Origin of the sequence: Intrasporangium sp. (assembly GCF_051961875.1) — a bacterium.
Classification (GTDB): Bacteria; Actinomycetota; Actinomycetes; order Actinomycetales; family Dermatophilaceae; genus Intrasporangium_A.
Genome location: NZ_JBQCCV010000033.1, coordinates 1 through 23,441 on the forward strand (window position 1 = coordinate 1; position 23,441 = coordinate 23,441).

The 23,441-nt window shown below is 71.0% G+C and carries 25 protein-coding genes; 10 read left to right on the plus strand and 15 right to left on the minus strand.

The window, feature by feature from the left end; genetic code table 11:
• From ACTHJJ_RS01960 to ACTHJJ_RS01975, 4 genes are all read right to left on the minus strand, one after another.
• The coding region (locus tag ACTHJJ_RS01960) for a hypothetical protein (RefSeq protein ID WP_440301254.1) at window positions 1–476 on the minus strand (476 nt) is incomplete at its 3' end.
• Window positions 477–943: 467 nt separating this feature from the next.
• Window positions 944–1,081 (minus strand): hypothetical protein, encoded by a 138-nt coding sequence (locus ACTHJJ_RS01965; RefSeq protein ID WP_440301255.1) that lies wholly within the window; start codon window positions 1,079–1,081, stop codon window positions 944–946.
• Window positions 1,082–1,124: 43 nt separating this feature from the next.
• On the minus strand, window positions 1,125–1,604 hold the full coding sequence (locus ACTHJJ_RS01970; RefSeq protein ID WP_440301256.1) for a hemerythrin domain-containing protein: 480 nt from the start codon (window positions 1,602–1,604) through the stop codon (window positions 1,125–1,127).
• 66 nt (window positions 1,605–1,670) lie between these two features.
• Window positions 1,671–1,967: a DUF2249 domain-containing protein gene (locus ACTHJJ_RS01975; protein ID WP_440301257.1), complete on the minus strand. Its 297-nt coding sequence runs from the start codon at window positions 1,965–1,967 to the stop codon at window positions 1,671–1,673.
• A 98-nt stretch (window positions 1,968–2,065) separates the two neighbouring features.
• Here ACTHJJ_RS01975 and ACTHJJ_RS01980 point away from each other — a divergent pair, with 98 nt between their 5' ends.
• Complete coding sequence (locus tag ACTHJJ_RS01980) at window positions 2,066–2,710, plus strand: helix-turn-helix transcriptional regulator (protein WP_440301258.1); 645 nt, start codon at window positions 2,066–2,068, stop codon at window positions 2,708–2,710.
• A gap of 23 nt (window positions 2,711–2,733) precedes the next feature.
• Window positions 2,734–3,927: a molybdopterin molybdotransferase MoeA gene (locus ACTHJJ_RS01985; protein ID WP_440301259.1), complete on the plus strand. Its 1,194-nt coding sequence runs from the start codon at window positions 2,734–2,736 to the stop codon at window positions 3,925–3,927.
• Window positions 3,928–4,250: 323 nt separating this feature from the next.
• Here ACTHJJ_RS01985 and ACTHJJ_RS01990 read toward each other — a convergent pair whose 3' ends face one another.
• The gene (locus ACTHJJ_RS01990) at window positions 4,251–4,589 is read right to left on the minus strand and encodes a YciI family protein (RefSeq protein WP_440301260.1); all 339 of its coding nucleotides are present in this window, start codon (window positions 4,587–4,589) and stop codon (window positions 4,251–4,253) included.
• A gap of 23 nt (window positions 4,590–4,612) precedes the next feature.
• On the minus strand, window positions 4,613–5,470 hold the full coding sequence (gene fdhD, locus ACTHJJ_RS01995; RefSeq protein ID WP_440301261.1) for a formate dehydrogenase accessory sulfurtransferase FdhD: 858 nt from the start codon (window positions 5,468–5,470) through the stop codon (window positions 4,613–4,615).
• A 26-nt stretch (window positions 5,471–5,496) separates the two neighbouring features.
• Here fdhD and mobA point away from each other — a divergent pair, with 26 nt between their 5' ends.
• On the plus strand, window positions 5,497–6,111 hold the full coding sequence (gene mobA / locus ACTHJJ_RS02000) for a molybdenum cofactor guanylyltransferase (protein ID WP_440301262.1): 615 nt from the start codon (window positions 5,497–5,499) through the stop codon (window positions 6,109–6,111).
• Between the two features lie 15 nt (window positions 6,112–6,126).
• On the opposite strand, the gene ACTHJJ_RS02005 is transcribed toward mobA, so the two are convergent.
• On the minus strand, window positions 6,127–7,779 hold the full coding sequence (locus ACTHJJ_RS02005; protein ID WP_440301263.1) for a thiamine pyrophosphate-binding protein: 1,653 nt from the start codon (window positions 7,777–7,779) through the stop codon (window positions 6,127–6,129).
• Window positions 7,780–8,221: 442 nt separating this feature from the next.
• Here ACTHJJ_RS02005 and ACTHJJ_RS02010 point away from each other — a divergent pair, with 442 nt between their 5' ends.
• On the plus strand, window positions 8,222–10,207 hold the full coding sequence (locus ACTHJJ_RS02010; RefSeq protein ID WP_440301264.1) for a M4 family metallopeptidase: 1,986 nt from the start codon (window positions 8,222–8,224) through the stop codon (window positions 10,205–10,207).
• Between the two features lie 65 nt (window positions 10,208–10,272).
• Here ACTHJJ_RS02010 and ACTHJJ_RS02015 read toward each other — a convergent pair whose 3' ends face one another.
• Genes ACTHJJ_RS02015 through ACTHJJ_RS02030 form a run of 4 tightly spaced genes read right to left on the minus strand, consistent with a single transcriptional unit; the run spans window position 10,273 to window position 14,411 of the window.
• Window positions 10,273–10,851, minus strand: a complete 579-nt coding sequence (locus ACTHJJ_RS02015; protein ID WP_440301265.1) for a hypothetical protein — start codon at window positions 10,849–10,851, stop codon at window positions 10,273–10,275.
• A gap of 43 nt (window positions 10,852–10,894) precedes the next feature.
• Window positions 10,895–12,817, minus strand: coding sequence for a penicillin-binding transpeptidase domain-containing protein (locus tag ACTHJJ_RS02020; RefSeq protein ID WP_440301266.1), 1,923 nt, complete (start codon window positions 12,815–12,817; stop codon window positions 10,895–10,897).
• Window positions 12,814–13,728 (minus strand): hypothetical protein, encoded by a 915-nt coding sequence (locus tag ACTHJJ_RS02025; protein WP_440301267.1) that lies wholly within the window; start codon window positions 13,726–13,728, stop codon window positions 12,814–12,816. Before ACTHJJ_RS02025 ends, ACTHJJ_RS02020 begins: the two co-directional genes overlap by 4 nt.
• A gap of 14 nt (window positions 13,729–13,742) precedes the next feature.
• Window positions 13,743–14,411, minus strand: coding sequence for an N-acetyltransferase (locus ACTHJJ_RS02030; RefSeq protein ID WP_440301268.1), 669 nt, complete (start codon window positions 14,409–14,411; stop codon window positions 13,743–13,745).
• 103 nt (window positions 14,412–14,514) lie between these two features.
• Here ACTHJJ_RS02030 and ACTHJJ_RS02035 point away from each other — a divergent pair, with 103 nt between their 5' ends.
• Genes ACTHJJ_RS02035 through ACTHJJ_RS02045 form a run of 3 tightly spaced genes read left to right on the plus strand, consistent with a single transcriptional unit; the run spans window position 14,515 to window position 17,262 of the window.
• Entirely contained in the window at window positions 14,515–15,639 is a 1,125-nt protein-coding gene (locus ACTHJJ_RS02035) for an App1 family protein (protein WP_440301269.1), read from the plus strand.
• Window positions 15,640–15,643: 4 nt separating this feature from the next.
• Window positions 15,644–16,504, plus strand: coding sequence for an Fpg/Nei family DNA glycosylase (locus ACTHJJ_RS02040; RefSeq protein ID WP_440301270.1), 861 nt, complete (start codon window positions 15,644–15,646; stop codon window positions 16,502–16,504).
• Window positions 16,505–16,512: 8 nt separating this feature from the next.
• Window positions 16,513–17,262, plus strand: coding sequence for a hypothetical protein (locus ACTHJJ_RS02045; protein WP_440301271.1), 750 nt, complete (start codon window positions 16,513–16,515; stop codon window positions 17,260–17,262).
• 73 nt (window positions 17,263–17,335) lie between these two features.
• Here ACTHJJ_RS02045 and ACTHJJ_RS02050 read toward each other — a convergent pair whose 3' ends face one another.
• A complete protein-coding gene (locus ACTHJJ_RS02050) occupies window positions 17,336–17,692 on the minus strand; it encodes a CD225/dispanin family protein (protein WP_440301272.1) in 357 nt (118 codons plus the stop codon).
• A 23-nt stretch (window positions 17,693–17,715) separates the two neighbouring features.
• Complete coding sequence (locus ACTHJJ_RS02055) at window positions 17,716–18,063, minus strand: rhodanese-like domain-containing protein (protein ID WP_440301273.1); 348 nt, start codon at window positions 18,061–18,063, stop codon at window positions 17,716–17,718.
• 125 nt (window positions 18,064–18,188) lie between these two features.
• Here ACTHJJ_RS02055 and pdxY point away from each other — a divergent pair, with 125 nt between their 5' ends.
• The 3 genes from pdxY to ACTHJJ_RS02070 all read left to right on the plus strand — a co-directional run bounded on the left by pdxY (window position 18,189) and on the right by ACTHJJ_RS02070 (window position 21,177).
• Complete coding sequence (pdxY, locus tag ACTHJJ_RS02060) at window positions 18,189–19,037, plus strand: pyridoxal kinase PdxY (protein WP_440301274.1); 849 nt, start codon at window positions 18,189–18,191, stop codon at window positions 19,035–19,037.
• A gap of 195 nt (window positions 19,038–19,232) precedes the next feature.
• On the plus strand, window positions 19,233–20,495 hold the full coding sequence (locus tag ACTHJJ_RS02065) for an AAA family ATPase (protein ID WP_440301275.1): 1,263 nt from the start codon (window positions 19,233–19,235) through the stop codon (window positions 20,493–20,495).
• A gap of 91 nt (window positions 20,496–20,586) precedes the next feature.
• Complete coding sequence (locus tag ACTHJJ_RS02070; protein WP_440301276.1) at window positions 20,587–21,177, plus strand: hypothetical protein; 591 nt, start codon at window positions 20,587–20,589, stop codon at window positions 21,175–21,177.
• Window positions 21,178–21,423: 246 nt separating this feature from the next.
• Here ACTHJJ_RS02070 and ACTHJJ_RS02075 read toward each other — a convergent pair whose 3' ends face one another.
• Together ACTHJJ_RS02075 and ACTHJJ_RS02080 are read right to left on the minus strand one after the other, a co-directional pair.
• Entirely contained in the window at window positions 21,424–22,320 is an 897-nt protein-coding gene (locus tag ACTHJJ_RS02075) for an aminoglycoside phosphotransferase family protein (RefSeq protein ID WP_440301277.1), read from the minus strand.
• A 46-nt stretch (window positions 22,321–22,366) separates the two neighbouring features.
• Window positions 22,367–23,164, minus strand: a complete 798-nt coding sequence (locus tag ACTHJJ_RS02080; protein ID WP_440301278.1) for an alpha/beta hydrolase-fold protein — start codon at window positions 23,162–23,164, stop codon at window positions 22,367–22,369.
• Between the last annotated feature and the right edge of the window lie 277 nt (window positions 23,165–23,441).

Consider the following 23,441-nt stretch of genomic DNA (forward strand, 5'->3'; position numbering starts at 1 on the left):
GTGGTCGTCGTGGTGACCTGCGGCTCTGTGGTCGTCGTGGTGACCTGCGGCTCTGTGGTCGTCGTGGTGACCTCGGGCTCGGTGGTCGTCGTGGTGACCTGCGGCTCTGTGGTCGTCGTGGGCGGGTCCGTCGGTGCGATCACGGCCTCGCAGGCGGCGACGCCCGGGTCATTGCCGGCAACCTGGACGATGTAGGAACGCCCTTGGGCATCCGGGAAGAAAGCCCCCTGCTTGATCTGGTCGGGATCCTTGCTGATCGCCTTCCAGTTGACCTCGATGGGGTTCTTCCCCTCCTTGAGCCGCTCATTGCCGGGCTGGCCGACGTACTTGCAGACCCAGACGTTGTCGCTCTCCTGAAGAGCTTGTGCTGGCAACGCTCCAGCGAGCGAGAAGCCGATGCTGCCGATGGCGAGCGTGCAGCCCGCCGCCAGCTTCACCGACCGACGCGAAATAGTAATGGACGTCGTCGAAGACATGGTTCCACCCCTGCACCCGCGCATGCGCATAGGCATGCGAAATTGACGCACCCCTCCGGTGCGATTCCCCTTGCGCTTCCCCCGAAGCGCCATTCCCCCAGGCCGCTTCCCCCGAAGCACCTGTATGGCGTGACGATAGCGCAGAACTACCGCGAGTAAGGGCGTTTTGCGGGGGCATGTCCGGCGAAAGGTCAAAAGGCCCCACTAACTTTCGGTCTCAGGGGCATCAAGACGAACGTCGACGTGCGATAGCTGCCGTTCAGGCTCGAGCAAGGCGCTTCCTGGCGCGGAAGGCCCAAAGGGCTGGCAGTGCGGCGATATGGCGAGAGCTGCGCCGCAGCCCTTCAGCGACACCTAGCAGCTGATGAGAACGGCCGATCGACCTAGCTCCGCGGCGCCGGATCTTCCGGCCTGGGCTATGAGGAGGTCTTTGGGGCGGGCCGGCTTGTCGGCCTCCCTATGGAGGCCTATCCCGAGGGCTGCTCGCGTCCCGGACTTGGCGCCACTTCGGCCGGCACGGGCTTGAAGACGAAGAACCCGGCCGCTACAAGCAGCATGAGGCCGACTCCCGTGTACACCGCCCAGGCCTGCCCGCTGACGTGCATGTCGCCATTGTCATCGTGAGGGCTGGGAGCGTCAGGCCAAACGTCAGGTCGGTTCGGGAACGCTCCGGCCCGGAATTGCCGCGGAGCGCGCTGACGCCACGGCAGAAGGGGAGGAAGTGGCCGTCGCTCCTCGGGAAGGATCGCTTTCGGTCAGGGCGACGACTTCCTCCCAGTCGGGGCCCTCGAGCTCGATGGCAGCGGCCGGGAAGAGGCCGTTGTCCTCCTTGTCCATGTGATCGCGCAGCGCGGCGATGAACTCGTCGATGACCTCGAAGTCGCCGCGACGGATCTCGTCGGCCATCGCCCCGAGCCCGGCGTGCTCGGCGCACAGCCCGTCCACGTGCTCGTGGAATTCCCGGCTGCGGCGCAGCACCGTGAACAGTCCCCGCTCCTCGGCATGGGTGTGCGGGTGCAGCAGGGCGTCGAGCCGCTCGAGTGCCTTGGCCACGGCAGCAGGGTCTCCGGAATCCCGCGCCCGGTAGAGGTCACCGGTGAAGTTCACGAGGTCCTCGTGCTCGGTCATGAACCGGCCGACGGCCCTGATCTCACGGCATCCGCAGTGGTTGCACACCGAGATCACGTTCCCCGATCAGGCGCGGCGCGTCAGGCGGAGCGTCCACTTCTCGGGGCCCTCCTCGAGGTAGGCGATGTCCAGGGCGCCGAACCGGTCCTGCAGCTGGGCGAGGAGCGGGACCGGGTTGTGCGGCGCGACGAGGTCCATCGAGCCGCCGACGGGGATGGCGGAGAAGGCGCCGAAGACGCTGGCATGCCGGATCGCGTGCGGGATCGTGCGTGCGTCGAGGGTGGGCACCCCCTCATCGCTGCAGCCACAACCGCAGGACTGCTGCTTCGCCTCGGTCAGGGGGATCTGTGCGTGGGTGGACACTCGGGCTCCTAGAGTCGATCAGACGGGCTGGGCTTTTGTCATCCCGGCCGTCATTTTATACGGTGGTGTATGTGGAAAATACCGAGGGCTGGGGCCCGATGCCAACTCGAGACGGCGCCGCCGATCTCGTCGCCGGCCTGTCCCCGCAACGCCGCAGGGTCTTCGAGGCCCTGGACGCCGAGCCGCGCTCGATCGCCTCGCTCGCGAACACGCTGGGCGCGCACGTCAACACCGTTCGCGAGCACCTAGACGGCCTGGTCACCAGTGGCCTGGCCCTCCGGTCCCGGCTCGCGCCGAAGGGCCGTGGCCGACCGGGCTGGGGGTACGTCGTCCGCCCCGGTGCCGCCTCGCCCGCCGTCGGCGAATACGCCGCTCTTGCAAGCGTTCTCGCCGATCACGTCGCCTCCCAGGGCGGCGACGTGCGAGGCGACATGCGTCGGCTCGGCCATGGGTGGGGACAGGCGCTCGTCACGGCCCGCGTGCCCAGCACCGAGCCGGCCGACGCCGAGCGCGAGGTCATCTCGCTCCTCGGCGATCTCGGATTCGACCCGGAGGTCACCCCGAGCTGCATCCGGCTGCGTCAATGCCCGATGCTCGCCGTGGCCCGGGAGCGCCCCGACGTCGTCTGCAGCGTGCACCACGGCATGGTCCAGGGGGCGCTCGAAGCCTCCGGGGGAGAGGCCACCAACGTGAGTCTCGAGGCCTTCGCCGAGATCGGCTCCTGCCGGCTCAGGCTCCACTGAGCGGACCGGGCAGACTGACACTCGTGGGCCACCGATCCGTCACCGAGCACCGGGCCGCCCTCCGACGTCTCGTCGGGGCCGGCCGCGCCGAGACGATCCCGCTCGATCGGCACGCAGTGGGGCGCCGGCTCGCGGCAGATCTCGTCGCCGCCGACGACCTGCCGCGCTTCGACAGCAGCGCGATGGATGGGTATGCCGTCCACCCTGCCCACCCGGAGCAGCTCGTCCTCGACGTGGTGGGCGACGTGCCCGCCGGTGCCTCGGCCCAGTTCGACGTGCGCCCCGGGGAGGCGGCTCGGGTCATGACCGGCGCGCCAGTCCCCGCGGGGTCCCTCGCAGTGGTGCCCGTGGAGCGGACGGACGCCGCGCCGACGGGCGAGGCGCCGGGCAAGGTGACGATCGAGGGGGCGGTCATCCCGGGCCAGCACATCCGGCGGCGCGGGGAGGAGATAGCGACGGGCGAGGTCATCGCCCGGGCGGGTGCCCTCGTCGATGCGCCCCTGCTCGCGCTCGGCCGCTCCGCGGGCTGCGCCGCGCTCGCTGTCCATGCCTGCACCCGAGTCGCCGTCGTCGCCACGGGGGCCGAGCTCGGCCGTTCCGGGCACACACTCGCTCTCGGTGAGATCCACGAGTCCAACTCCGAGATGATTGCCGTCCTCGCCCTCGAGGCCGGGTGCGTCGTCACGCAGGTCGTGACGTGCTCGGATGACCCGGACGAGCTGCGTACCCTCTTCGCGGCTCTCGACGCCGCCCCCGATGTCGATCTCGTGCTCACGACGGGGGGTGTCAGCCAGGGGGCTCACGAGGTGGTCAGGCAGGTCGGGGAGGCGATCGGCGGCTTCGAGTTCGTCCACCTCGCAATGCAGCCCGGCGGCCCGCAGGGCACCGGACATCTCGGCCGGACGCCAGTGGTGTGCCTGCCCGGGACCCCGGTGGGTGCGTACGTCTCCTTCGCGATGCTCCTGCGCCCGGCCCTCGACGAGCGGCACGGTGCCCCGCAACGAGAGGTGCGGGCCGCGGCATACCGGGGGGCGAGTCGGGCCACCCGTCCCGGCAGGGTCCAGTTCGTGTCGGCCGTCCTGGATCCCGACGGAACCGTCTCCGCGGCGCCGGGCCTGCACCTGCCCGCGCTGGCGCGGGCGAACGCCTTCATCGAGGTGCCGGAAGAGGTCGAATCGCTCTGTGCGGGCGACGAGGTCGCCGTCCGCCTCCTCTGAAAAGCCCCCGGGCCGGCCGCTCAGCATGGATGCTTTATGGGAGGAATTTCCGGCTTGGTCGGCCAATGGTGTGACTTGCGCCACATTGTCTGGGATCGCAATCGCTGCCAGACGTGCGTATCTACGCTGAGGGCATCGCCGACAACCTCCCCCCGGTCGGTGAGCCGATAGCACTGAACGACAAGGAAATTGAACCCTCGGCGTCGTCAGGGCTGGTCAACAAGGAGCCCCTTTCCTTCCTCCCCGGAGCGTGGGGGGCTCCTTGTTGAAGGCTCTCCGGGTGGTTCCGCTGCCTGGGCCCTGGTCAGCGCCTGCCTCGGGGTTCAGGCGGGCGACTTCGTGGCGTCCGCCACCCATGCCCCGAGGGGCGGGTTCCACTCGCGCACGACCCTCCGGAGGACGAAGCCGTTCTGCCAGTAGGGGTCGTTGTCGAAGACAGACGTGACCTCGTCGATCGACTCCCCCTCATAGACGATCAGCGCGCCGTTCGCGGGGTCCTCGTCGGTCAGCTCGCCCTCGGACACCTCGTCGTGGCCCGCCTGGTACATGCCGGCGACGAGCAAGCCCGGCTGCCCGGTGAGCCACTCGCGGTGCTCGGGCCGGACCTTCAGCATCTCCGTCGTGTCGTCGGGGTAGGTGTAGTGGATCGCGAAGATGGCCATGCAGTCCTCCTCGGGTCGTTCGATCAGGGGCGGTCAGCGGTGGTCACGCGGTCGTGGCCGGCGTAGACATTCAGGCGCCCGTTGCGCACGAAGCCGACGAGCGTCATACCGGCATCGTCGGCCGCTTCGACGGCCAGCGACGAGGGTGCCGAAACGGCTGCCAGGCAAGGGATTCCGGCCATGAGCGACTTCTGGGTGAGCTCGAAGGATGCACGCCCGGAGACCATGAGCACCGTGCCCGTTGCGGGCAGCTTCGCCTCGAGCAGCGCCCACCCGACGACCTTGTCGACCGCGTTGTGCCGGCCGACGTCCTCGCGCACCACGAGCGCCTCTCCGTCGGCGGTGAAGAGGCCCGCGGCGTGCAGCCCGCCGGTCTTGGCGAACGACCGCTGCTCGTCGCGCAGCAGGTCGGGCAGCCCGGCGATCACGGCGGCTGGGACGCGCAGGGGGTCCTCGCTGACCCGCCAGGGCGTCTCGGCGCGGAGCTGTTCGATGCTGGCCTTGCCGCAGACCCCGCACGCCGACGACGTGAAGAAGTTGCGCGTCAACTCCTCCGCCGGCCCGGCGACTCCCGGCGCGAGGGCGACGTCGATGACGTTGTACGTGTTCTGCTCGTGGCCGGTCTCGTCGGAGACGACCGCGCCCTCGCAGTAGCGGGCCACCACGACATCGTCGAGCGAGCGGATGATGCCCTCGGAGACCAGGAAGCCATGGACCAGCTCGATGTCGTGGCCCGGCGTGCGCATCGTCACCGTCAGGGGCCGTCCGTCTACGCGGATCTCGAGGGGTTCCTCGACCGTCAGCGTGTCCGGCCTGACGCGTTCGGTTCCCGCTCCCACGTCGATCGACCGCACCTTGCGTCGGACCGTGACCCGTCCCATGGGAACAGCGTGCCAGACTCGGCTGTGTGGAGTCCCTCGGCGTCATCGTCCTGACGGGGGGTGGCTCGACCCGGATGGGCCGTCACAAGCCGGCACTTGATGTCGGTGGGCGGCCGATCGTCGCCCGCATCCTCGAGGCCTGCGCAGGCCTGCCGGTCGTCGTCGTCGGTGACGCCGCCGCCGTGCCCGCCGGCGTCTGCGTGATCCGCGAGGACCCGCCCGGAGGTGGTCCCGTCGCCGGCATCGCCGCCGGGTTTGCCGAACTCGCGAGCGCGTATGCCGCCCAACCGGTTTCCGGTGCACCGCTCCTCGAGCGAGTGGCTGTGCTCGCCGGCGACCTCCCGTTCGTCACCCGCGAGGCCCTCGACGGCCTTGGCGACGCGCTCGAGGCAGACCCGTCCGCCGAGCTCGCCCTCGCGGTCGACGCCGAGCAACGGGTCAACTGGCTCTGCGCCGTCTGGCGCGCGGAGGTCCTCGGGCAGCGTCTCGAGGCCGTCGGTGACCCGACCGGCGTCAGCGTCCGGCGCCTGATCGACAGCTCGTGCCGGGCGCTCGTCGCCGACCGCTCGGGCTGGTCGGCAGATGTCGACACGCCCGAGGAGCTCGCCGCCGCCCGTGTCGCCGCGACCGGGTCCGGCTAGCTCCGGCCATCGCGGTCACGAGTTGATCCGGATGATCTCCTGCTGGTACGGCGCGATGACCTTCGTCGAGATGCGGCAGTCGAGCAGCAGGAACGGACGCGACTGGGCGTCCTCCGTCGCCCACTCGGCGAGCCGGTCGAGGTCGCTCAGGTGCCGCACCACGACGCCCTCGGCGCCGACGGCTCGAGACAGACCCGCGAAGTCGACGTCGGAGATGAGCATCGGCCGCTCGGCCACACCCTTGAGCCCGTAGAGGTTCACCTCGGCGCCATACGCGCCGTCATTCCACACGACCGCGAGGCCGCGACCTCCCGCCACGCGGACGGCCGACTCGAGGTCGGCGAGGGCCATGAGACCGCCGCCGTCCCCCGTCGTGAGGACGATCGTCGAGTCGGGCTTCGCGAGGGCCGCGCCGGGCACGGACGGGAACCCGAGGCCGATCGACTGGTACGCGGTGCCGACCATCATCATCCGGTCCGGGGAGGTGACGGGCCAGTACATGTTCGCCCAGCCGATGAAATGGCCGCCGTCGGACACGACGACACGGTCCTCGGGAAGCAGCTCACCGATGCGTTGCGCGACCGACCGGGGGTCGAGCCGGCCGTCGGGCGCCAGCTCGTCGCCCACCTCGCGGGTGCGGAGCGCCGCGATGTCGACCGACTCCCGCCAGCCTGACGGCTCCGCCCCGAGGCTGGCCAGCGCAGTGACGAGCTCACGGGCCACGACGGCCGCATCACCGCGAATGAAGCCGCCCACGTTCGGGTGGGTGGCGGTCGGGGCGACGTCCACCTGCACGACGCGCGTGCCCGGAGCGAAGAGCTCTCCGAACCGCATCGTGAACTGGTTCAGCCCGGCGCCGAACACGACCGCGAGGTCGGCCTCGCGGACGAGGTCCATCGCGGCTTCGGCCCCGAAGCCGCCGGTCACCCCGAGGTCATACTCCGCGGCGGGGAAGATCCCTCGTCCGAGCGCGGTGGTTGCGGTGATCGATCCCGTCGCGTCGGCGAGGGCGCCCAGAGCCTGGCCGGCCCCGGACAGCCAGGCGCCGCGACCTGCGAGCAGGAGCGGACGCTTGGCCGAGGCCAGCGCCACGGCGAGGTCTCGGACCGCGCTCTGCGCGAACGGGCCCTGCGGCGCGAGCGGTTCGGGCAGGCGGGGCTCGGGAGCGGCGGGAACCGGTCCCGCCTCGAGGGTCGCGACGTCATACGGGATGGCGAGGATCGTCGGCACCCGGTAGGTCAGGGCGTGCTCGATCGCGATGACCGTCGTCGCAGCCGCGTCCATCCGGCCGACCGTGTAGGTGCGCGCACCGACCGCGGACGCGAGCGCGATCTGGTCGACGTCCCAGGGGCGCCGCCCGGAGGTTGGCTCGTCGCCGACGACCAGGACGAGCGGGACGTGCGCCTGCACCGCCTCCGCGAGGGCCGTCAGGGTGTTCGTGAAGCCCGCGCCATAGGTCGCGGTCGCGGCGGCCAGGCGGCCCGAGGCTCGCTGGTAGGCGTCGGCGGCGACCACCGCACCGGCCTCGTGCCGGACCGCCGTGAAGGTGGCCGACGTCTGCCGTTCGAGGGCGTCGAGGAACCACGCGTTCCCGTTGCCCATGAGGCCGAAGACGTGGTCGACGTGGGCGGCGAGGGTGATCGCGACGTGCGTGGACACGGTGGGCATGGAGACGCTCCTGACTGCGAGGCGAACGGGTGTTGAGGCCGTATGTGTCTCGCTCGCCCTGCGGGTCCGCGGTGACCCCGGGCGGCTGCGTGCCCATTTTTCGAGCACCAACACCGCAAGAGGCGGTGTCGGACACGCGGAGTATATGACGGGCGCTCCTCGGATGGGCGAGCGCGCGTGTGGCTGACCGTGGCCTTCGGGCGACTGATCTGCCCCCACCAGGCGGTCCTGGGACGCCTTCCTCCGGACCCGCTCGCAGGGAGTTGGCTGGGAGTTGTCTCAAGAGATCGTCAAGCGGCAGGCCGGCTCGCTCCGGCTCTCTTATGGACTTTGCAAAGTCTTCCCCAGTCCCGTTGACCCGCTTTCTGCGGGCCTGCGACGTTTCGGCTCCCGGCTCTTGTCATCCCTGACGACGAGCGGGCCGAATGACAAGGAGCAGACGTTGAACCGACTGAAGTCCGGCGTGGGGACCGGTGCTCTCCTCGCTCTCGCGGTGGCCGTCGCGCCGGCCGCGCCCGCACTCGCCGGCCAGAGCGGCAACCCCGCCTCCGGCGAGAAGCTCATCGTCAAAACCGTCGTCACCGACAAGGACGGCTCGACCCACGTCCGCTACGAGCGCACCTACGACGGGTTGCGTGTCGTCGGCGGTGACCTCGTCTCCCACCGCGACCCCAAGGGCGCCGTGAGGAGCGTGACCTACAACCACGGCCGCAAGTCCGCCGCCCCCAACACCATGACACCGGCGATCTCGGCGTCCGCGGCCCGCACCACGGGGCTTGCCGCATCCCACGCCCGGCAGGAGAAGGCAGCTCCCGGGGAACTGGTCATCTTCATGACAGACCAGGGCGCGCGCCTCGCCTACGAGGTCGTCACCGAGGGCGTCCAGGCCGACCAGACGCCCAGCCGGGTCCACACCATCGTCGATGCGAAGACCGGCGCGGTCCTCGAGTCCTGGGACGACATCAAGCACGGCACGGGCAACGGCATCTTCGTCGGTACCGTGGCTCTCGGCACGACGGGCAGCCCGGGCAGCTACTCCCTCAAGGACGCCCGCGGCAACTACACCACCGACCTGGGCAACGGGACGACCGGCACCGGCACGACCTTCACCGACGCCGACGACGTCTGGGGCACAGGCAGCCAGAGCAACCGTCAGTCCGCCGCCGTCGACGCGCACTACGGCGCGGAGATGACGTACGACTTCTACAACAACGTCCTCGGCCGGGCCGGTATCTGGGGCAACGGCCAGGGCGCCCGGTCCCGCGTCCACTACGGCAACAACTACGTCAACGCGTTCTGGGACGGCACCCAGATGACCTACGGCGACGGCGCGAGCAACCAGAACCCGCTCGTCGAGCTGGACGTCGCGGGCCACGAGATGAGCCATGGCGTCACGGAGAACACCGCCAACCTCACCTACTCGGGCGAGCCGGGCGGCCTCAACGAGGCGACCTCCGACATCTTCGGCACGGCCGTCGAGTGGTACGCCAACAACGGCAACGACAACCCCGACTTCCTCATCGGTGAGCTGATCAACATCAACGGCAACGGCACGCCGCTGCGCTACATGGACAAGCCGAGCAAGGACGGTGCCTCGAAGGACTGCTGGAGCTCGACCCTCGGCAGCCTCGACCCGCACTACTCGTCAGGGCCGCTCAACCACTGGTACTTCCTCGCCTCGAACGGCTCCGGCGCACGCACCATCAACGGCGTCAGCTACAACAGCCCGACGTGCAACGGGGCGACCGTGACCGGCATCGGCCACCAGAAGGTCGAGAAGATTTGGTACCGCGCCCTGTCGACCTACCTCACCTCGTCGAGCAACTATGCCGCGGCCCGGACCGGGGCGATCAAGGCGGCCAAGGACCTCTACGGCACCGGCAGCGCGGAGTGCACGGCGGTCGCCGACGCCTTCTCCGCCATCAGCGTCGCCGCCACCTCCGAGACCTGCGGCACCGACAGCCCGACCCCGCCCCCGAGCGGTGCCAGCTGGGTGACGAACGGTGGCTTCGAGTCGGGCCAGACCGGCTGGACCGGCACGTCGGGGCCGATCACGAACAACACCGGGCGCCCGGCCCACACCGGCTCGTGGAAGCTGTGGCTCGGCGGCAACGGCCGGACGGCCTCCGAGTACGAGCAGCAGGCGTTCACGGTGCCCGCCACGGCGACCGCCCCGACGCTGACCTACTGGATCCGCATCGACACGTCGGAGACGACCAAGGCCTACGCCTACGACACGATGACGGTCTCCCTCAACGGCACGACGGTCAAGAGCTACTCGAACCTCTCTGCCAACAATGCCTACCAGCAGGTCACCGTGGACCTGTCCGCCTACAAGGGCAAGTCCGTCACCCTCAAGTTCACCGCCAACGAGGACGCGAGCTACCAGACGAGCTTCGTCGTCGACGACGTGAGCGCGCAGGGCTGAGACCCAGCTCCGCGCCCAGGGCCGGTATGCCGTCGAGCGAGCTCAGCGGCATACCGGCCCTGCCGCTACGTGCTGGGGGTCTCGCAGCGCGTCGTCGCTGGGACGGTGAGCGTCACGTCCGCGACGAGGGCGGTCACCGTGCTGCGGATCTCGCCCAGTGACGGGTCGTCGAGGTCGACCGGGTGATGGTGCACGTCGGTCACCGTGATCGTGATCGGGTTGCTGCTCGTGTCCGTCGAGTCGGGCAGCTGGGTCGGCGTGAGGGCGGGCGCACCGAGCCGCAATGTGGAGAGGGCGACGAGGAGGCCGTTGCGCCTGCCCTTGTCGAGGTTGCAGATGCGGCCGTGGATCGTGTCCGTGTCGACGGACAGGGTGCCGTTGGCGTTGATGACGACGGTGTCATGGAAGCCGGCGATGCCACCGGTGCGCCGGAAGGTCAGCGGAAAGGTCGGCCCGGTGGCGTCGACGATCGGCTGGTCAGCGCCCGGCGTGCCGCCGCCCGGCCCGGTCTCCGTCAGGGTGGTGGCGACGCCGAGCGGCCCGCCCGGCACCGGGGTCGAACCCGGCGCGATCGAGGGGACGGTGCACCCGCCCAGACCGAGGACGCCGACGCACAGACCCGCGGCGAACCCCCTGCCACCCATACGCCCCATCATCCGGCGGTCCGGGACGCTCCGCACCTCGGCGTCAGGGCGCGTCGTAGTCCTTGAGGAAGCTGATGATGAAGGGGGCTGCGTCTGTCGTGCCACTGGGTCCGATTTCGTTGTAGGCGGCGATGGCGAGGTCACCACGTCCGGCCACCATCCAGGCGTGGGTCTTCGGCGGGCTGTCGGTGCCGAACTCTGCGGTACCCGTCTTGGCGTATTCGACACCCACCTGCTGGAGCACGCGCCCGGAGCCCTCCTTGACCACGGCGCGCATCTCGGTGCGGAGCACCTCCGCCTCCTTCGGCTGCAGCGGCACGTCGGGCGCCGGCTGGTTCGGCTCGTCGGCAATGAGCCTGGGCCGGACCGTCTGTCCGCGCATGACCGACGCCGTCGCCACCGCCATCGTGAGCGGCGACGCCTCGACCCGGCCCTGGCCGATGAAGGAGGCCGCGTGCTCGACGACGTCGTCCGTCGCGGGGACGGAGCCGACGAACCCGGTCCACGGGAGCTTCAGGTCCTCGCCCATGCCGAGCGAGTGCGCCGCCGACATGAGGTCCTGCTGTGACACCTTCTGGTACTGGCTGATGAACGCCGTGTTGCACGAGAAGGCGAGGGCCGTCGCGAGCGTGATGTTGCCGACCTTGTCCTTCGGATAGTGGGAGTAGTTGGCGAACTTGCGCCCATGGACCGTCACGCTGTCGGTGCAGGGCAGCTTCGTGTCGGCCGTGGCGCCCTTGCGCACGAGCGCGAGCGAGCTCGCGAGCTTGAAGGTCGAGCCGGGCGCGGCACGGCCGGCGAGGGCGAGCGGGGCGCCGCCCGCGGCGGGACCGACCGCCGCGGCGATGATCTCACCGGTGGACACGCGCACCGCGACGAGGGCCGTCGGGTGAGTGTTCTGCCCGGCCAGGGCCTTCTCGGCAGCGGTCTGGGCGCGCTGGTCCAGGGTGAGCCGCAGCGGCGTGCCGTCGGTCGACAGCTCCGCGTACAGCTCGCGCTTGGCGGTCGTGCTGCCGTCGGCGCCCTTCGTCAGTGCCTGCACGGCCAGGCCCGGGGCGCCTCGCAGCTGCTCGTCGTAGCGCAGCTCCAGGCCGGACTGACCGACCTGCTCTCCGGGCTGCAGGGTGCCCTTCGACTTCTGGATCTGCTCGGCCGTCGCCTCACCGACGGTGCCGAGGATCGGCGCGGCCCACGTCCGGGTCGGGCCGAGCACCATCATCTGTGGGATGCGGGACGCGCCCTTGATCGCGTCGATCGCCTTGACGTTCTTGGCGAGGGTCGGGTCGGTCGACCGCAGGGTCAGCGCCGAGACGAACGCCTGCGCTCCCGCCTTGCTCACCCGGTCGGCGTAGGCGACCGGGTCGATGCCGAGCACCTTGGCGAGCTTCGTCGCTGAGTCCTGAACGGCGGCGCCGGTGACGCGGGTCTTGTCGATCCCGACGAGGGCGACCTCCCGCTCGGTCATGATCGGCTGGCCGTCGCCGGCGAGGATGTCTGCGCGCTTCGGCCACTTCGTCACCAGCGAGAGCACCTCGTCCCGCTTGAGCTCGGGCACGACGAGGTCGGGCGACCAGGAAACGCGCCACTTCCCGTCGACGAGCGTGAGCGGCACCTCGGTCTGGTAGCGCCAGTGCTTCGCCGACTTCGACACGTCCCACTGCGTCACGAGGGTCGCCGTGGCCTTGTCGGCGCCCTCCGCCTGCGACACCTTCGTCACGGTCACGGCGGGCCGGGCCTGGCCCATGCCCTTGTAGACCTTCTGTACGAAGGCCGTGGCGTCCGTGGGCGTGGCTCCGCTCAGCGGGACCGCATCGAGGTTCGCGCTGGCGAGGCCGCCGGCGAGGGCCTGCACGGCCGCGTCCGGTGTCGGCGGCTTGTCGAACATCGAGCAGGCGCTCGTCGCCCCGGTGCCGAGCACGGCGACGAGGGCGAGGGCGACACTGCGGCGTCGGGCGGTGGAGGTCACGGGTCAACCGTACGGGCGCGGTCTTCCGTCACCGAGGCGGGCGCGCCAGGGCGCAGGCGAGCGAGGCCGACGAGGCCGACGGCGATCGTGAGCGCGAGCGGCCACAGCGGGTGGTTCGCCGGGGCAAGGGCGGCTCGGAACACGGCCCAGCCGGCGTCGAGCCACTCGCTGGGCGGGGAGGTCGCCAGCATGGCCCTCGAGCCGGCGACGTAGCTGACCGCCGTGAGGATGACCGGGACCACCCACACGACCACCAGCGCGCCGACCCAGGCGAGGACCGCAGAGCGCGAGCGCGGCGGGCACAGCGCCAGGCCGATCCCCGCCACGACCGCCGTCACCCAGGGGATCGCGGTGTAGAGGGCCTGCCAGACCCCGCTGCCGGCGGAGCCCCGGAGCAGCAGGAACGTCCCGAGCCAGCCACCCAGCACCGTGCTCAGCAGGGCGACGCCGATCGCTCGGGCCCCTGGGCGTCCGACAGCGACGGCGTGCCCGACGACGAGGCCGAGCACCGCACCCACGACCGTGACGGCGACGAGGGCACTGAGGTAGAGCTCGGCCCGCTTCGACCCGTCGAGCCCGTTCCTGACGACGATGCTCGTCTGGGCGAGCGAGACCGCGGCCGCGAGGGCCGCGCCACTGAGGGCCGCCCGCACCCCACGCCTTCGCCGCTCAGGGGGCGCGGTGAGGCCAGTCAGTGCGGCCGCCACCCCGCCCACGATCCCGATCGCGACGAGGAACCCGATGAGGTACTGGCTGAGCGGCAGCGCCACGCGCGGCATGCTCTCCGGGGCCTGCTCCGTGTCCCACAGGTTCTGCAGCGGCAGGCGGAGTCCCGTCAGCAGGAACGGCAGGGCCCCGACGACCCACCAGGCGGCGGCGCCGGCGACGACTCGTCCCAGGGTGCTGCGCATGCGGCCCGATCCTGTCAGGGCCACGCCGCCCGGTCCAGCGGGAATCCCGCGGCACGCTCGGGTCGCCAGAGCTGGACGGACGCCACCGGCACGAACCCGGCGGCGAGGAACGCCCGCACCGATCGTGCGTTGCCGGGTGCGCACGCCGCGACGAGGACGTCGTCCGCGGGCACGAGGCCTCGCGCTGCGGCGATGGTCGCCCGGCCGGTATGCCGCCCAGCGGAGTCCATCTCCACCCCGACCTCCCACAGCCCACCCAGCCCGCGGCCCAGGGTCACGACCGTGCGGACGTCGTGAGCGGCATACCCCCACGTGGTCACCCCGCCCCGGATGGTCTCCGCGTGGCGCGCCCGAGGGTGCTCAGCGAGGTCCGACCGTGGCACGAGCGTGCCCGGGTCGCCCGTGCCCGAGGCGACGAGGACGAGGTCGAGCACGTCGATCCACCCCCGCCCGGCGAGCGCACTGACGAGGCGCGGATTGCTCGCGCCGCCGTAGCCGTCGGCCCCGAGCCCGGTGAGGGACTCGTCGGGCACGTCCGGCCCGACCGCCAGGAAGGCGCGCCCCGTGAACGCGACGACGCCCTCCACCCCCTGCAGCCAGGGCGTCGTCCGTTCCCAGCCACCGTCGACGGGCGGGAAGGTGCCGCGGGCGGTAGCGGTCAGGGCCGCGGCGATCGGATGCACGGGGCCATCCTGCCAAGCGGGCCGCAGCGCCCGGAGCGGCGCCGCCGGAGTCGCATTGAGTGGCGCTCCGGGGGACCTGCTCGCCGTCCGTTAGGTTTGGGCCATGCCCCGACCGCATGCGGCCGCACTGATCGAGGACATGCTGAACGGTCAGGTCGAGCGTGTCCTGCGGGGCCGCGGCTGGCGCAACCGGGTCATCAGCCACATCGGCTACGGCTCGACGACCTTCGTGCGGGTCTTCGCCAGGGTCGTCCTCGGCCGGGGACGCGGGGAGTGGCCGCCGAGCCGGCAGGACGCCACCGGCGCTCTGGGCCCGGCCCGCTACGAGCGAGGCTGGCGCGCCTTCGTCACCGCGCCGGCAGCGGGCGTGCCGGTCAGCGTGACGATCGGTGACCGCGTCGTCTACGGGCGGACCGACCGGGGTGGGCACGTCGACTTCGTCGCCCATGACCACGGGCTGGAGCCGGGTTGGCAGCAGGTCGTCATCCGCGCCGCGGGCACCGACCCCGTGCCCGCCGACGTCTTCATCGTCGCCGACGACGTCGACTTCGGCCTCGTCAGCGACATCGACGACACCGTCATCACGACGATGCTGCCGCGGCCGATGCTCGCCGCATGGAACACGTTCGTCCGGCGGGGCAAGGCGCGGCGGGCGGTCTCCGGGATGGCGCCGCTCTTCCGGTCGCTGCTGGCCGCGCACCCCGGCGCCCCCACCGTCTACGTGTCGACCGGGGCGTGGAACGCCGCGCCGACCCTGACCCGCTTCCTCCTCGAGTCCGGCTACCCGCTCGGGCCGTTGCTCCTGACCGACTGGGGCCCGACGAACACCGGCTGGTTCCGCAGCGGCCAGCAGCACAAGCGCGAGAGCCTGGGCCGGCTGGCACGCGATTTCCCCGGGATCCGGTGGGTCCTCTTCGGCGACGACGGCCAGCACGACCCGGAGCTGTATGCCGACTTCGCGCGGATGCACCCCGACAAGGTCGAGGCGGTCTGCATCCGGGAGCTGAGCCCGGCCGAGCAGGTCCTCTCGCACCCGATCGGCCGCGGCGACAGCCTGATCGGGCCGTACGTCTCCCGGACCCGGCCGACCTTCCGAGCCCCCGACGGGCATGCGATGGAACGGCTGCTCCGTCGCGCGGGTCTCGTCGGCGAGCCGGTCGCCGCCGACGAGCAGCCATCACGGCCCCGCAATCAGGGCCTCTCTCCCGGCCCGAGCACGGCAGGATAGAGCCATGCCCGAGCTACCCGAGGTGCAGGCGCTCGTCGACTTCCTCGCCGAACGGACGGACGGGCTCGCCATCACCAAGGTCGAGCTCGCGTCCTTCAGCGTCCTCAAGACCTTCGACCCGCCGCCGCAGGCGCTCGAGGGATCCCCCATCGACGGTGTGTCGCGGCACGGCAAGTTCCTCGACATCGACGCCGACGGCGTCCACCTCATCTTCCACCTCGCCCGCGCCGGCTGGCTGCGCTGGTCCGAACAGCTGCCGACGACCGTCGTCCGGCCGGGCAAGTCGCCGATCGCTCTGCGCGTCCGGCTCTCCGACGGCTCGGGTTTCGACCTGACGGAGGCCGGCACCAAGAAGTCGCTCGCGGCCTACATCGTCCGGGACCCCCGTGAAGTCCCCGGCGTCTCGCGGCTCGGCCCCGACCCGCTCGCCGACGACTTCACCCGCGAGGAGTTCGGTCGCCTCCTCGAGGGCCGGCGCATGCAGATCAAGGGCCTGCTGCGCGACCAGGAGGTCATCGCCGGCGTCGGCAACGCCTACTCGGACGAGATCCTGCATGTCGCGAAGGTGTCCCCCTTCGCCATCGCCGGCTCGCTCCCTGTCGAGGTCGTCGACCGGCTGTATGCCGCCCTCCGCGACACGCTGTCCGGCGCGGTCCGGACGGCGTCGGGGAAGCCGGCCGCAGAGCTCAAGGACGCGAAACGGGCCGGGATGCGGGTGCACGGCCGGACCGGACAGACCTGTCCCGAGTGCGGCGACGTCGTCCGCGAGGTGTCCTTCCACGACACGTCGCTGCAGTACTGCGCCACCTGCCAGACCGGCGGCAAGCCGCTCGCCGACCGCCGGATGTCGAAGCTGCTCAAGTAGGGCCTTGCGTGATGCGCGCGCCGGGTCCAGCAGACCGCCTCGAACGTGGGGCCCGCGTCCGGGTGCTGGCGGGGATGGTGGCGGTCCTCGCGGCGCTCGCGGCCTGCGGCCAGCCCAGTGGTCCTGGCGGGGCCGGGGGCGGCACGCCGACGGAGACCGGCTCGTTCGGCACGCCCACCGGTCGGGACCTGACAGACATCGTCACGCCCAGCGAGCCTCCCGCGAAGACGCGCCCGCTGCCGACTGGCCTTCCGGGCGTGTCCCTCGATGCGGCCCTCCGGTCGACCGGCTCCCAGCTCGTGGCGGAGTACAAGGTGACGAACTCGGCGGACCACCCGGTCGTCGTGATCGATCGCATCCCCGAGAGCCTGGGCTCCTCGATGCTCGAGGCGAGCGACATCGCTTCGCACCATGCCTGGGTCCTCATGGCCGGGAACGTCGTGCGGGTCACGAAGCAGGCCTTCCCGATCAAGCCGGACATCCGGTTCATCGCCGAGCCGGTGATCGGCGGTCACGTGCTGGGGTCAGGAGCGAGCACGACGGGCGCCGCCCAGGTCCCGCTGCCTCCGAGCCTGGACGTGCCGGGTCCCGAGTTCGAAGCACCTCGGACGCCGATCCGCCAGGGGGCGGACATGTGGCAGTTCTGCGTCCAGGTTGCGGAGGTCGACCAGCCGCGCGAGGTCCTGCCGGTCAGCACCGTGGCGAACGCGCCACTGCTCTGCACCTCCCCCCAGTCGCTCCACGGGACGAGCCGCTAGCGCCCGCCTCCGCACGCGAATCCGTGTTGCGCAGACGATCTGAGCCCGCCGTCACTTTCGCAGGGTGGAGAGGTCAGAATCGCTCGCTGAGCACGGTTGCGAGCACGATGAAGACGTAGGCCACCACCAGGGTCGCGACGACGGGGAGTGCCACGACCGCGGCGATGGCCCAGTGCCGTGCTGCGCGGGACGCCCGGTGAGCCTCGTCGTAGCGGCCTTGCGCCCACAGCCCGGCGACCGAGCAGCCCTTGACGATCGAGACGATGCCGAAAGGCAGGAAGCAGAAGACCGTGAGGATGCCGAAGACGAGATAGCTCGGAGGCGGGGGCGCGACCTGAAGGGGCGGCCCCGTCGGTGGTGCCATTCCCGCGTAGGCGGAGTAGCGGTCCCGAGTGGGGTCGGGCGGTGGCGCCCACATGTCGTCCTGCATGTCCGCTCCTCCCGTGCCGCGTCTCAGAGAACGTGCGGTGACCCGTTGTCGGACTCGAGTGGCTTGCCGGCGGCTTCCCAGGCCCGCATCCCGCCCTCGAGGTTCGCGACGTCGAATCCCTGCATCGACAGCCACGCGACGGCACGCGAGGACCGGCCGCCGCCGCGGCACACCACGGCCACGGTGGCGTCGGTGTCCGGCAGGTCGTCGAGCCGGCTCGGCAGCTCGCCGAGCGGGATGTGTACGGCGTTCGGCGCGTGCCCGGCCTGCCACTCGTTCGGCTCACGCACGTCGACGATCACTGCGTCGTCCGGGACGTCGGCCACGGTCGTGCTCGGGATCTCTGACTGGCGGTCCCCTGGAATGCTCACCCGGCCATCCTCGCACGGCCACGACCGGTGCACCTGGACACTCTGAGGGAAGACGGATGGCCGGGCGCGAGCGGACGCGAGCGGAGCCGCATACCGGACGACGTCACGGGACTATCCTCACGCGGGTGAAGATCCTCTCGATCCAGTCCCACGTCGCCTACGGCCACGCCGGCAACTCCGCCGCGGTCTTCCCCCTGCAGCGGCTCGGGCACGACGTCTATCCGGTGCTGACGGTGACGTTCTCGAACCACACCGGATACGGCCCCGCACGGGGCCCGCTCATCGCGCCCGACGACGTTCGCGAGGTCATCAACGGGGTCGAGGACCGCGGCGCGGTCCCGCAGATCGACGCGGTGCTGTCCGGGTACCAGGGCGCGGAGTCGGTGGGCGAGATCATCCTCGACGCGGTGGCGCGCGTGAAGGCGGCCAACCCCGAGGCGATCTACTGCTGCGACCCGGTCATGGGTGACGTCGGCCGTGGCTTCTTCGTCCGGGAGGGCATTCCCGAGTACATGCGCGACGAGGTCGTCCCCAAGGCCGACATCGTCACGCCGAACCAGTTCGAGCTCGAGTTCCTCGTCGGTCGCACCCTCGCGACGCAGGCGGACGTGGACGCCGCGGCCAAGGAGCTGCGGGGCCGCGGGCCGCGGGTCGTCGTCGTCACCAGCGTCCTCACGACGGACACCCCTGAAGGGTCGATCCAGATGGCGTGCTACTCCGACGAGGGCGCCTGGGTCGTGACGACGCCGATGCTGCCCATGGACGTCAAGGGCGGCGGCGACGTGACCGCGGCGATCTTTCTCGCCCACTACCTCACCGACGGCCCCAAGGCGGCGCTCTCGCGGACCGCGGCGACGATGTATGCCGTGCTCGAGAAGACGCACGCGGCGGGCTCCGGGGAGATGCTTCTCGTCACGGAGCAGGAGGAGATCGCGCACCCCAAGGAAGTTTTCGAGATGTCGGCGATTTCCTGAACCTCGCGCGTCTCGTGCGCGTTATAGTCCAAGAGCGCCGTTCCGCATGACCACCCCTGACCGTGCGGAACGGCGTCCTTCTGTGTCCGGGGCTGTGCCGATCTCAGACGCTGACTGTCCCGGCGGCCGCGACACGCGATGCCGCTGTATGCCGTTGTCTCGGGTTTCCGTTATAGCCGCATATAACGTGTGAGCGTGGACCCGATCACCAACCCGTACGCGCCCGGCGCCGGCCAGCGTCCGCCCGAGCTCGCCGGCCGTGACGAGCAGCTGCGGGCCTTCGACGTCGTCCTGGAGCGGATCGCGCGCGGCCGGTCCGAGCGCTCCATCGTGCTGACGGGGCTGCGCGGCGTCGGCAAAACCGTCCTGCTCAACGCGCTCCGGTCCTCCGCCGTCCGGGCCAACTGGGGGACGGGCAAGTTCGAGGCACGACCCGAGCAGCGGCTCCGCCGGCCCCTCGCGGCCGCGGCCCACCAGGCCGTGCGAGAGCTCGGCCACCCGCGCGGTGACGACGTCGACCACGTCCTCGGCATCGTCAAGTCGTTCGCCCAGCGGGACGCCCCGTCCGGGGCCAAGCTCCGGGAGCGATGGCAGCCAGGTATCGACGTGCCGGCCGTTCCGGGTCGGGCCGACTCCGGGGACATCGAGATCGACCTCGTCGAGCTCTTCACCGACATCGGCGGGCTCGCCGCCGACGTCGGCAAGGGGGTCGCCGTCTTCATCGACGAGATGCAGGACCTCGACCCCGAGGACGTTTCCGCCCTGTGCGCCGCGTGCCACGAGATCTCGCAGTCGGGGCTGCCCGTCATCGTCGTCGGCGCCGGCCTCCCCCACCTGCCGGCAGTGCTGTCCGCGTCGAAGTCCTACTCCGAGAGGCTGTTTCGCTACCAGCGGATCGACCGGCTGCCGCGAGAGGCGGCGGACCGGGCCCTGGTGGGGCCGGCTGCCGAGGAGGACTGCGAGTTCACGCCCGAGGCGCTGGACGCCATGTATGACGTGACGGCCGGCTATCCCTACTTCATCCAGGCCTACGGCAAGGTCGTCTGGGACGTGGCGCCGGTCTCGCCCATCACGGGCGAGGACATCCGGGTGGCTGCCCCGGAGGCAGAGTCGGAGCTGGCCGTCGGGTTCTTCGGGTCGCGCTATGAGCGGGCGACTCCTGCCGAGCGTGAGTACCTGAGGGCTATGGCGGAGGCTGCCCTCGTCGGTTCGGTTGCGGGTCAGGCGGATTCGTCAAGTGATGGTTCAGCGGAAGCTGGCTCGGCGGCATACGCCAACGGGCTCGAGCTGTCGGCGGTGCCGACCTCCGCCGTCGCTGACGTGCTGGGGCGCAAGCCCCAGTCCCTCTCCCCGGCAAGGGATGCCCTCATCAAGAAGGGCCTGATCTACTCGGGCGAGCGGGGGCTGATCGCCTTCACGGTGCCGCACTTCGGCAGGTACCTGCGCAGCCAGTCCTGACCTCGGGGTCAGGGGTTCGGGCGGGCATGGGCAGGCCCGCCCCGGGTCGGGGCGGGCCTGCGGGTTCAGCCGTGGCTCACTGCTGACCCTGATGGTCCTGCTCGTGGTGGTCGCCACGGTCGTGGTCACCACCGTCGTGATCACCACGGTCGTGGTCCCCACGGTCGTGGTCGCCGTGGCCGCGGTGCTCGCCGCGGCGATGGTCGCCGTCGCGGTGCTCGCTGTGGTCACCGCCGCGGGCGTGGTGGTCGACCGGGCCGCCGGCGCGGGTGTCGGCGCGCCGGTCGTCCATGCCCCACCCATCGTGGTGGTTCGCCCACGCGCGTGGGTTGGCTGTGTGCGGGACTCGGTTGCCCTCGTCCTCGCCTTGCTCATCGGCGTCGGCCGGGCTGCCCTCGTCCTCGCCTTGCTCGTCGGCGTCGACCGCGTCGCCCTGGTCCTCCGCCTCGCTGGCGGTGGGCTCCGGGTCAGCGGGCTCCTCGGCCTCGGTGGACGTCGGCTCCGGGTCGCCCGGATCCTCGGTCCCCGTGGTGGTCGGCTCGGGATCGGCCGGCTCCTCCGTCTCGGTCGAGGTGGACCCAGGGTCAGGGGCGGCGGGTTCGTCAGCGGCGGCTACCGCCGCGGCAGGGGGAGGAGAGTCCTCCGGTGCCGCAAGAGCCGTGCCGCCGACGGCGACCAGTAGGGCGACGCCGCCGGCAGCGGCTGCCGCTCGAGCTCGGGTTGCGCGGACTCGAATGGTCTTCAATGTTCGCTCCCTTGCTGTGGGACACGCGCGCCGGCTCACGGGTTGGTCCTGGCTTGGTCGGATCGGGCAAGCGCGTCATGAGCACGGCAGTGTCCGTTTTGTCCGTTTTCCGACCTACTGTCGCTACCCGGTTCCCGGCGGCTTACACGGGTCAATTTGACGGGCAGCACGCCGCAGTGCCGGTCAGCTCTCTTCCGTGAAGAGTCGGCACAGCGTGGTGCGACCGAGGTCGGCCATCGTCGGATTCGTCTTCTCGTAGTACCAGACCAGCCCCGCCGCCTGTTGGAACGCCCACGCCCTCCCGCGCTCCCATTCCAGGTCGTCCGAGCCGACGTAGGCCCGGAGGATGGCCCGACGTGGCGCGTCGAGGAGGTGCCACACCGACACGAGGTCGAGGGCCGGGTCGGCGGCCTGGAAGTCCCCGGTGTCCAAGACTCCAGCCAGCCGGTCGCGCACGACGAGCAGGTTGGCCGGGATCAGGTCCGTGTGGCTCATCACGTCCGGACCTCGTCGAGGGAGCTCACGGAAGCGGTTCCAGAGCCTCGACATGGCTCGGGTGTCGAGCAATCCCTCCGATCGCTCGATGCACAGCTGCACCCATTCGTCGTGGTCAGTGAGGGCCCCACCTCGGCCGGTTCCCGTGAAGGTGCGGCCCTTGGTGTCCTGGGAACGCAGGGCGACGATCAGCGTGGCGAGATCCGCGGCGAACTGGTCCGATGCCTCGTGCGAACGCGGGGTGGCCACCTCACCGGGGAGCCAGGTCTGCAGGGACCAGGGCAGGGGGAACCGATGACCCGGCCGGCCACGGAGGACCGGTATCGGCGCCGGGAACGGGCTCGCCTGGCTGAACTCGATCATCGCCGCCACGTCCCGTTCCAGCCGCGCGGCGACGACCGCAGGTCGATCCGGACGGAGCGGGAACCGGGCCGTATGGTCCTTGCCGACGCGGAAGATCGAGTTGACGGTGCCGCTGGTCGGCAGGGCCGCGATCGGTCCGTGCGCCCAAGCCGGGGCTTGCTCCTTCAGGAGGGCGCGCACCTGGTCCGTGGTGATGTCGAGCTGGTCCTCGTGCATCGGCATGCCAGGCATCCCACTCGAAGGGCACCGGCACCGGCAACCGCTTTCTTCAGGTGCGGGCGGCGAGCCAGGTCATCTCGGAGGCCGCGTGCGAACGCCACCACCCGTTCTCATGGCCACCGGGGTCGAAGTGCGTCTCGACTCCGGTCAGCCGATCCGCCAGGGCACGGTTCGCGGCGATGAACGGGTCGGACCGGCCGCAGTCGAGGCGCACGTGGATGCCGGCAAGCCGACCCACTCGCCCGAAGATCGAGTGGTGGTCGAAGTCGGCACGGTCGTCGTACGCGGCTGCCGGAGTCTCGGCGCCCGTGCGCCACAGCGCAGCGCTGGCGGCAATGACGCCGGTCACGCGTTCCGGCCCGAGATCGCTTGCCAGCAGGAGCGCTCCGAAACCGCCCATCGACCAGCCTAGCAGGCCAACGCGCGTCGTAGCCGACAGGCCGCATCGACTGAGCGCCAAGGGAATCAGCTCCTCGCGGACCATCGCACCGCTGTCGGTGCCGTCGCGTCGTTTGTGCCAGTAGCCTTTGCCGCCGTCAACCGACACCAGCGCGAGACCGGTGGTGGCGACGGCGTCGCCGTAGCCGAGGTCGAACCCCGCGTCGGCATCACCCCCGAATCCATGCAGGGCCACGACGAGTCCCCGAGGCGACCGGTCCTCCGGGACGGCGAGCCGCCAATGCGGCTCGTCCAAGCCGTAGCGGTGGTCCAGTACGCCGTCAGTGAGCACTGCCCCCGCCACTCCCGGCTGGCACGCCGAGACCGTGCCTGCGAGGGTGGCAGCCGAACCGAGCGTCAGCGCCGCGCGCAGTACCGTGCGGCGCGGGAGCTGGCCGGCATCGGTCATGGACGCAGCGTAGGACCGCTCGGCCGCACTGCCGGCCGACCGCGCCATACCTCCACTTCAGGGGCGAGTCGGCAAGCAGCCAACGGCACCGTCCGCAGGTCCCGACCCGGCATGCGCAATAGCCCGCGGCCGCATCAGGGCGCTGGCGTGGTGTAAGCATCGAGAGCGGCATACGGGCTCGCGTGTCCGGAGAACCGGAGCACACTCGCGGCCAGCGCACAGGCGAGCAGCAGGCAGCCGACCACTGCCATGAGTACCCTTCGGCGGCGCCGTCTCC

Bases quoted from the DNA above. Each gene is read 5' to 3' on its own strand.
- ACTHJJ_RS01965 (WP_440301255.1), bottom strand. From the start codon at position 1,081: ATGCACGTCAGCGGGCAGGCCTGGGCGGTGTACACGGGAGTCGGCCTC.
- ACTHJJ_RS01970 (WP_440301256.1), bottom strand. From the start codon at position 1,604: ATGACCGAGCACGAGGACCTCGTGAACTTCACCGGTGACCTCTACCGG.
- ACTHJJ_RS01980 (WP_440301258.1), top strand. From the start codon at position 2,066: ATGCCAACTCGAGACGGCGCCGCCGATCTCGTCGCCGGCCTGTCCCCG.
- ACTHJJ_RS01990 (WP_440301260.1), bottom strand. From the start codon at position 4,589: ATGGCCATCTTCGCGATCCACTACACCTACCCCGACGACACGACGGAG.
- fdhD (WP_440301261.1), bottom strand. From the start codon at position 5,470: ATGGGACGGGTCACGGTCCGACGCAAGGTGCGGTCGATCGACGTGGGA.
- ACTHJJ_RS02005 (WP_440301263.1), bottom strand. From the start codon at position 7,779: ATGCCCACCGTGTCCACGCACGTCGCGATCACCCTCGCCGCCCACGTC.
- ACTHJJ_RS02015 (WP_440301265.1), bottom strand. From the start codon at position 10,851: ATGGGTGGCAGGGGGTTCGCCGCGGGTCTGTGCGTCGGCGTCCTCGGT.
- ACTHJJ_RS02025 (WP_440301267.1), bottom strand. From the start codon at position 13,728: ATGCGCAGCACCCTGGGACGAGTCGTCGCCGGCGCCGCCGCCTGGTGG.
- ACTHJJ_RS02035 (WP_440301269.1), top strand. From the start codon at position 14,515: ATGCCCCGACCGCATGCGGCCGCACTGATCGAGGACATGCTGAACGGT.
- ACTHJJ_RS02040 (WP_440301270.1), top strand. From the start codon at position 15,644: ATGCCCGAGCTACCCGAGGTGCAGGCGCTCGTCGACTTCCTCGCCGAA.
- ACTHJJ_RS02050 (WP_440301272.1), bottom strand. From the start codon at position 17,692: ATGCAGGACGACATGTGGGCGCCACCGCCCGACCCCACTCGGGACCGC.
- ACTHJJ_RS02070 (WP_440301276.1), top strand. From the start codon at position 20,587: ATGGTCCTGCTCGTGGTGGTCGCCACGGTCGTGGTCACCACCGTCGTG.
- ACTHJJ_RS02075 (WP_440301277.1), bottom strand. From the start codon at position 22,320: ATGCCGATGCACGAGGACCAGCTCGACATCACCACGGACCAGGTGCGC.
- ACTHJJ_RS02080 (WP_440301278.1), bottom strand. From the start codon at position 23,164: ATGACCGATGCCGGCCAGCTCCCGCGCCGCACGGTACTGCGCGCGGCG.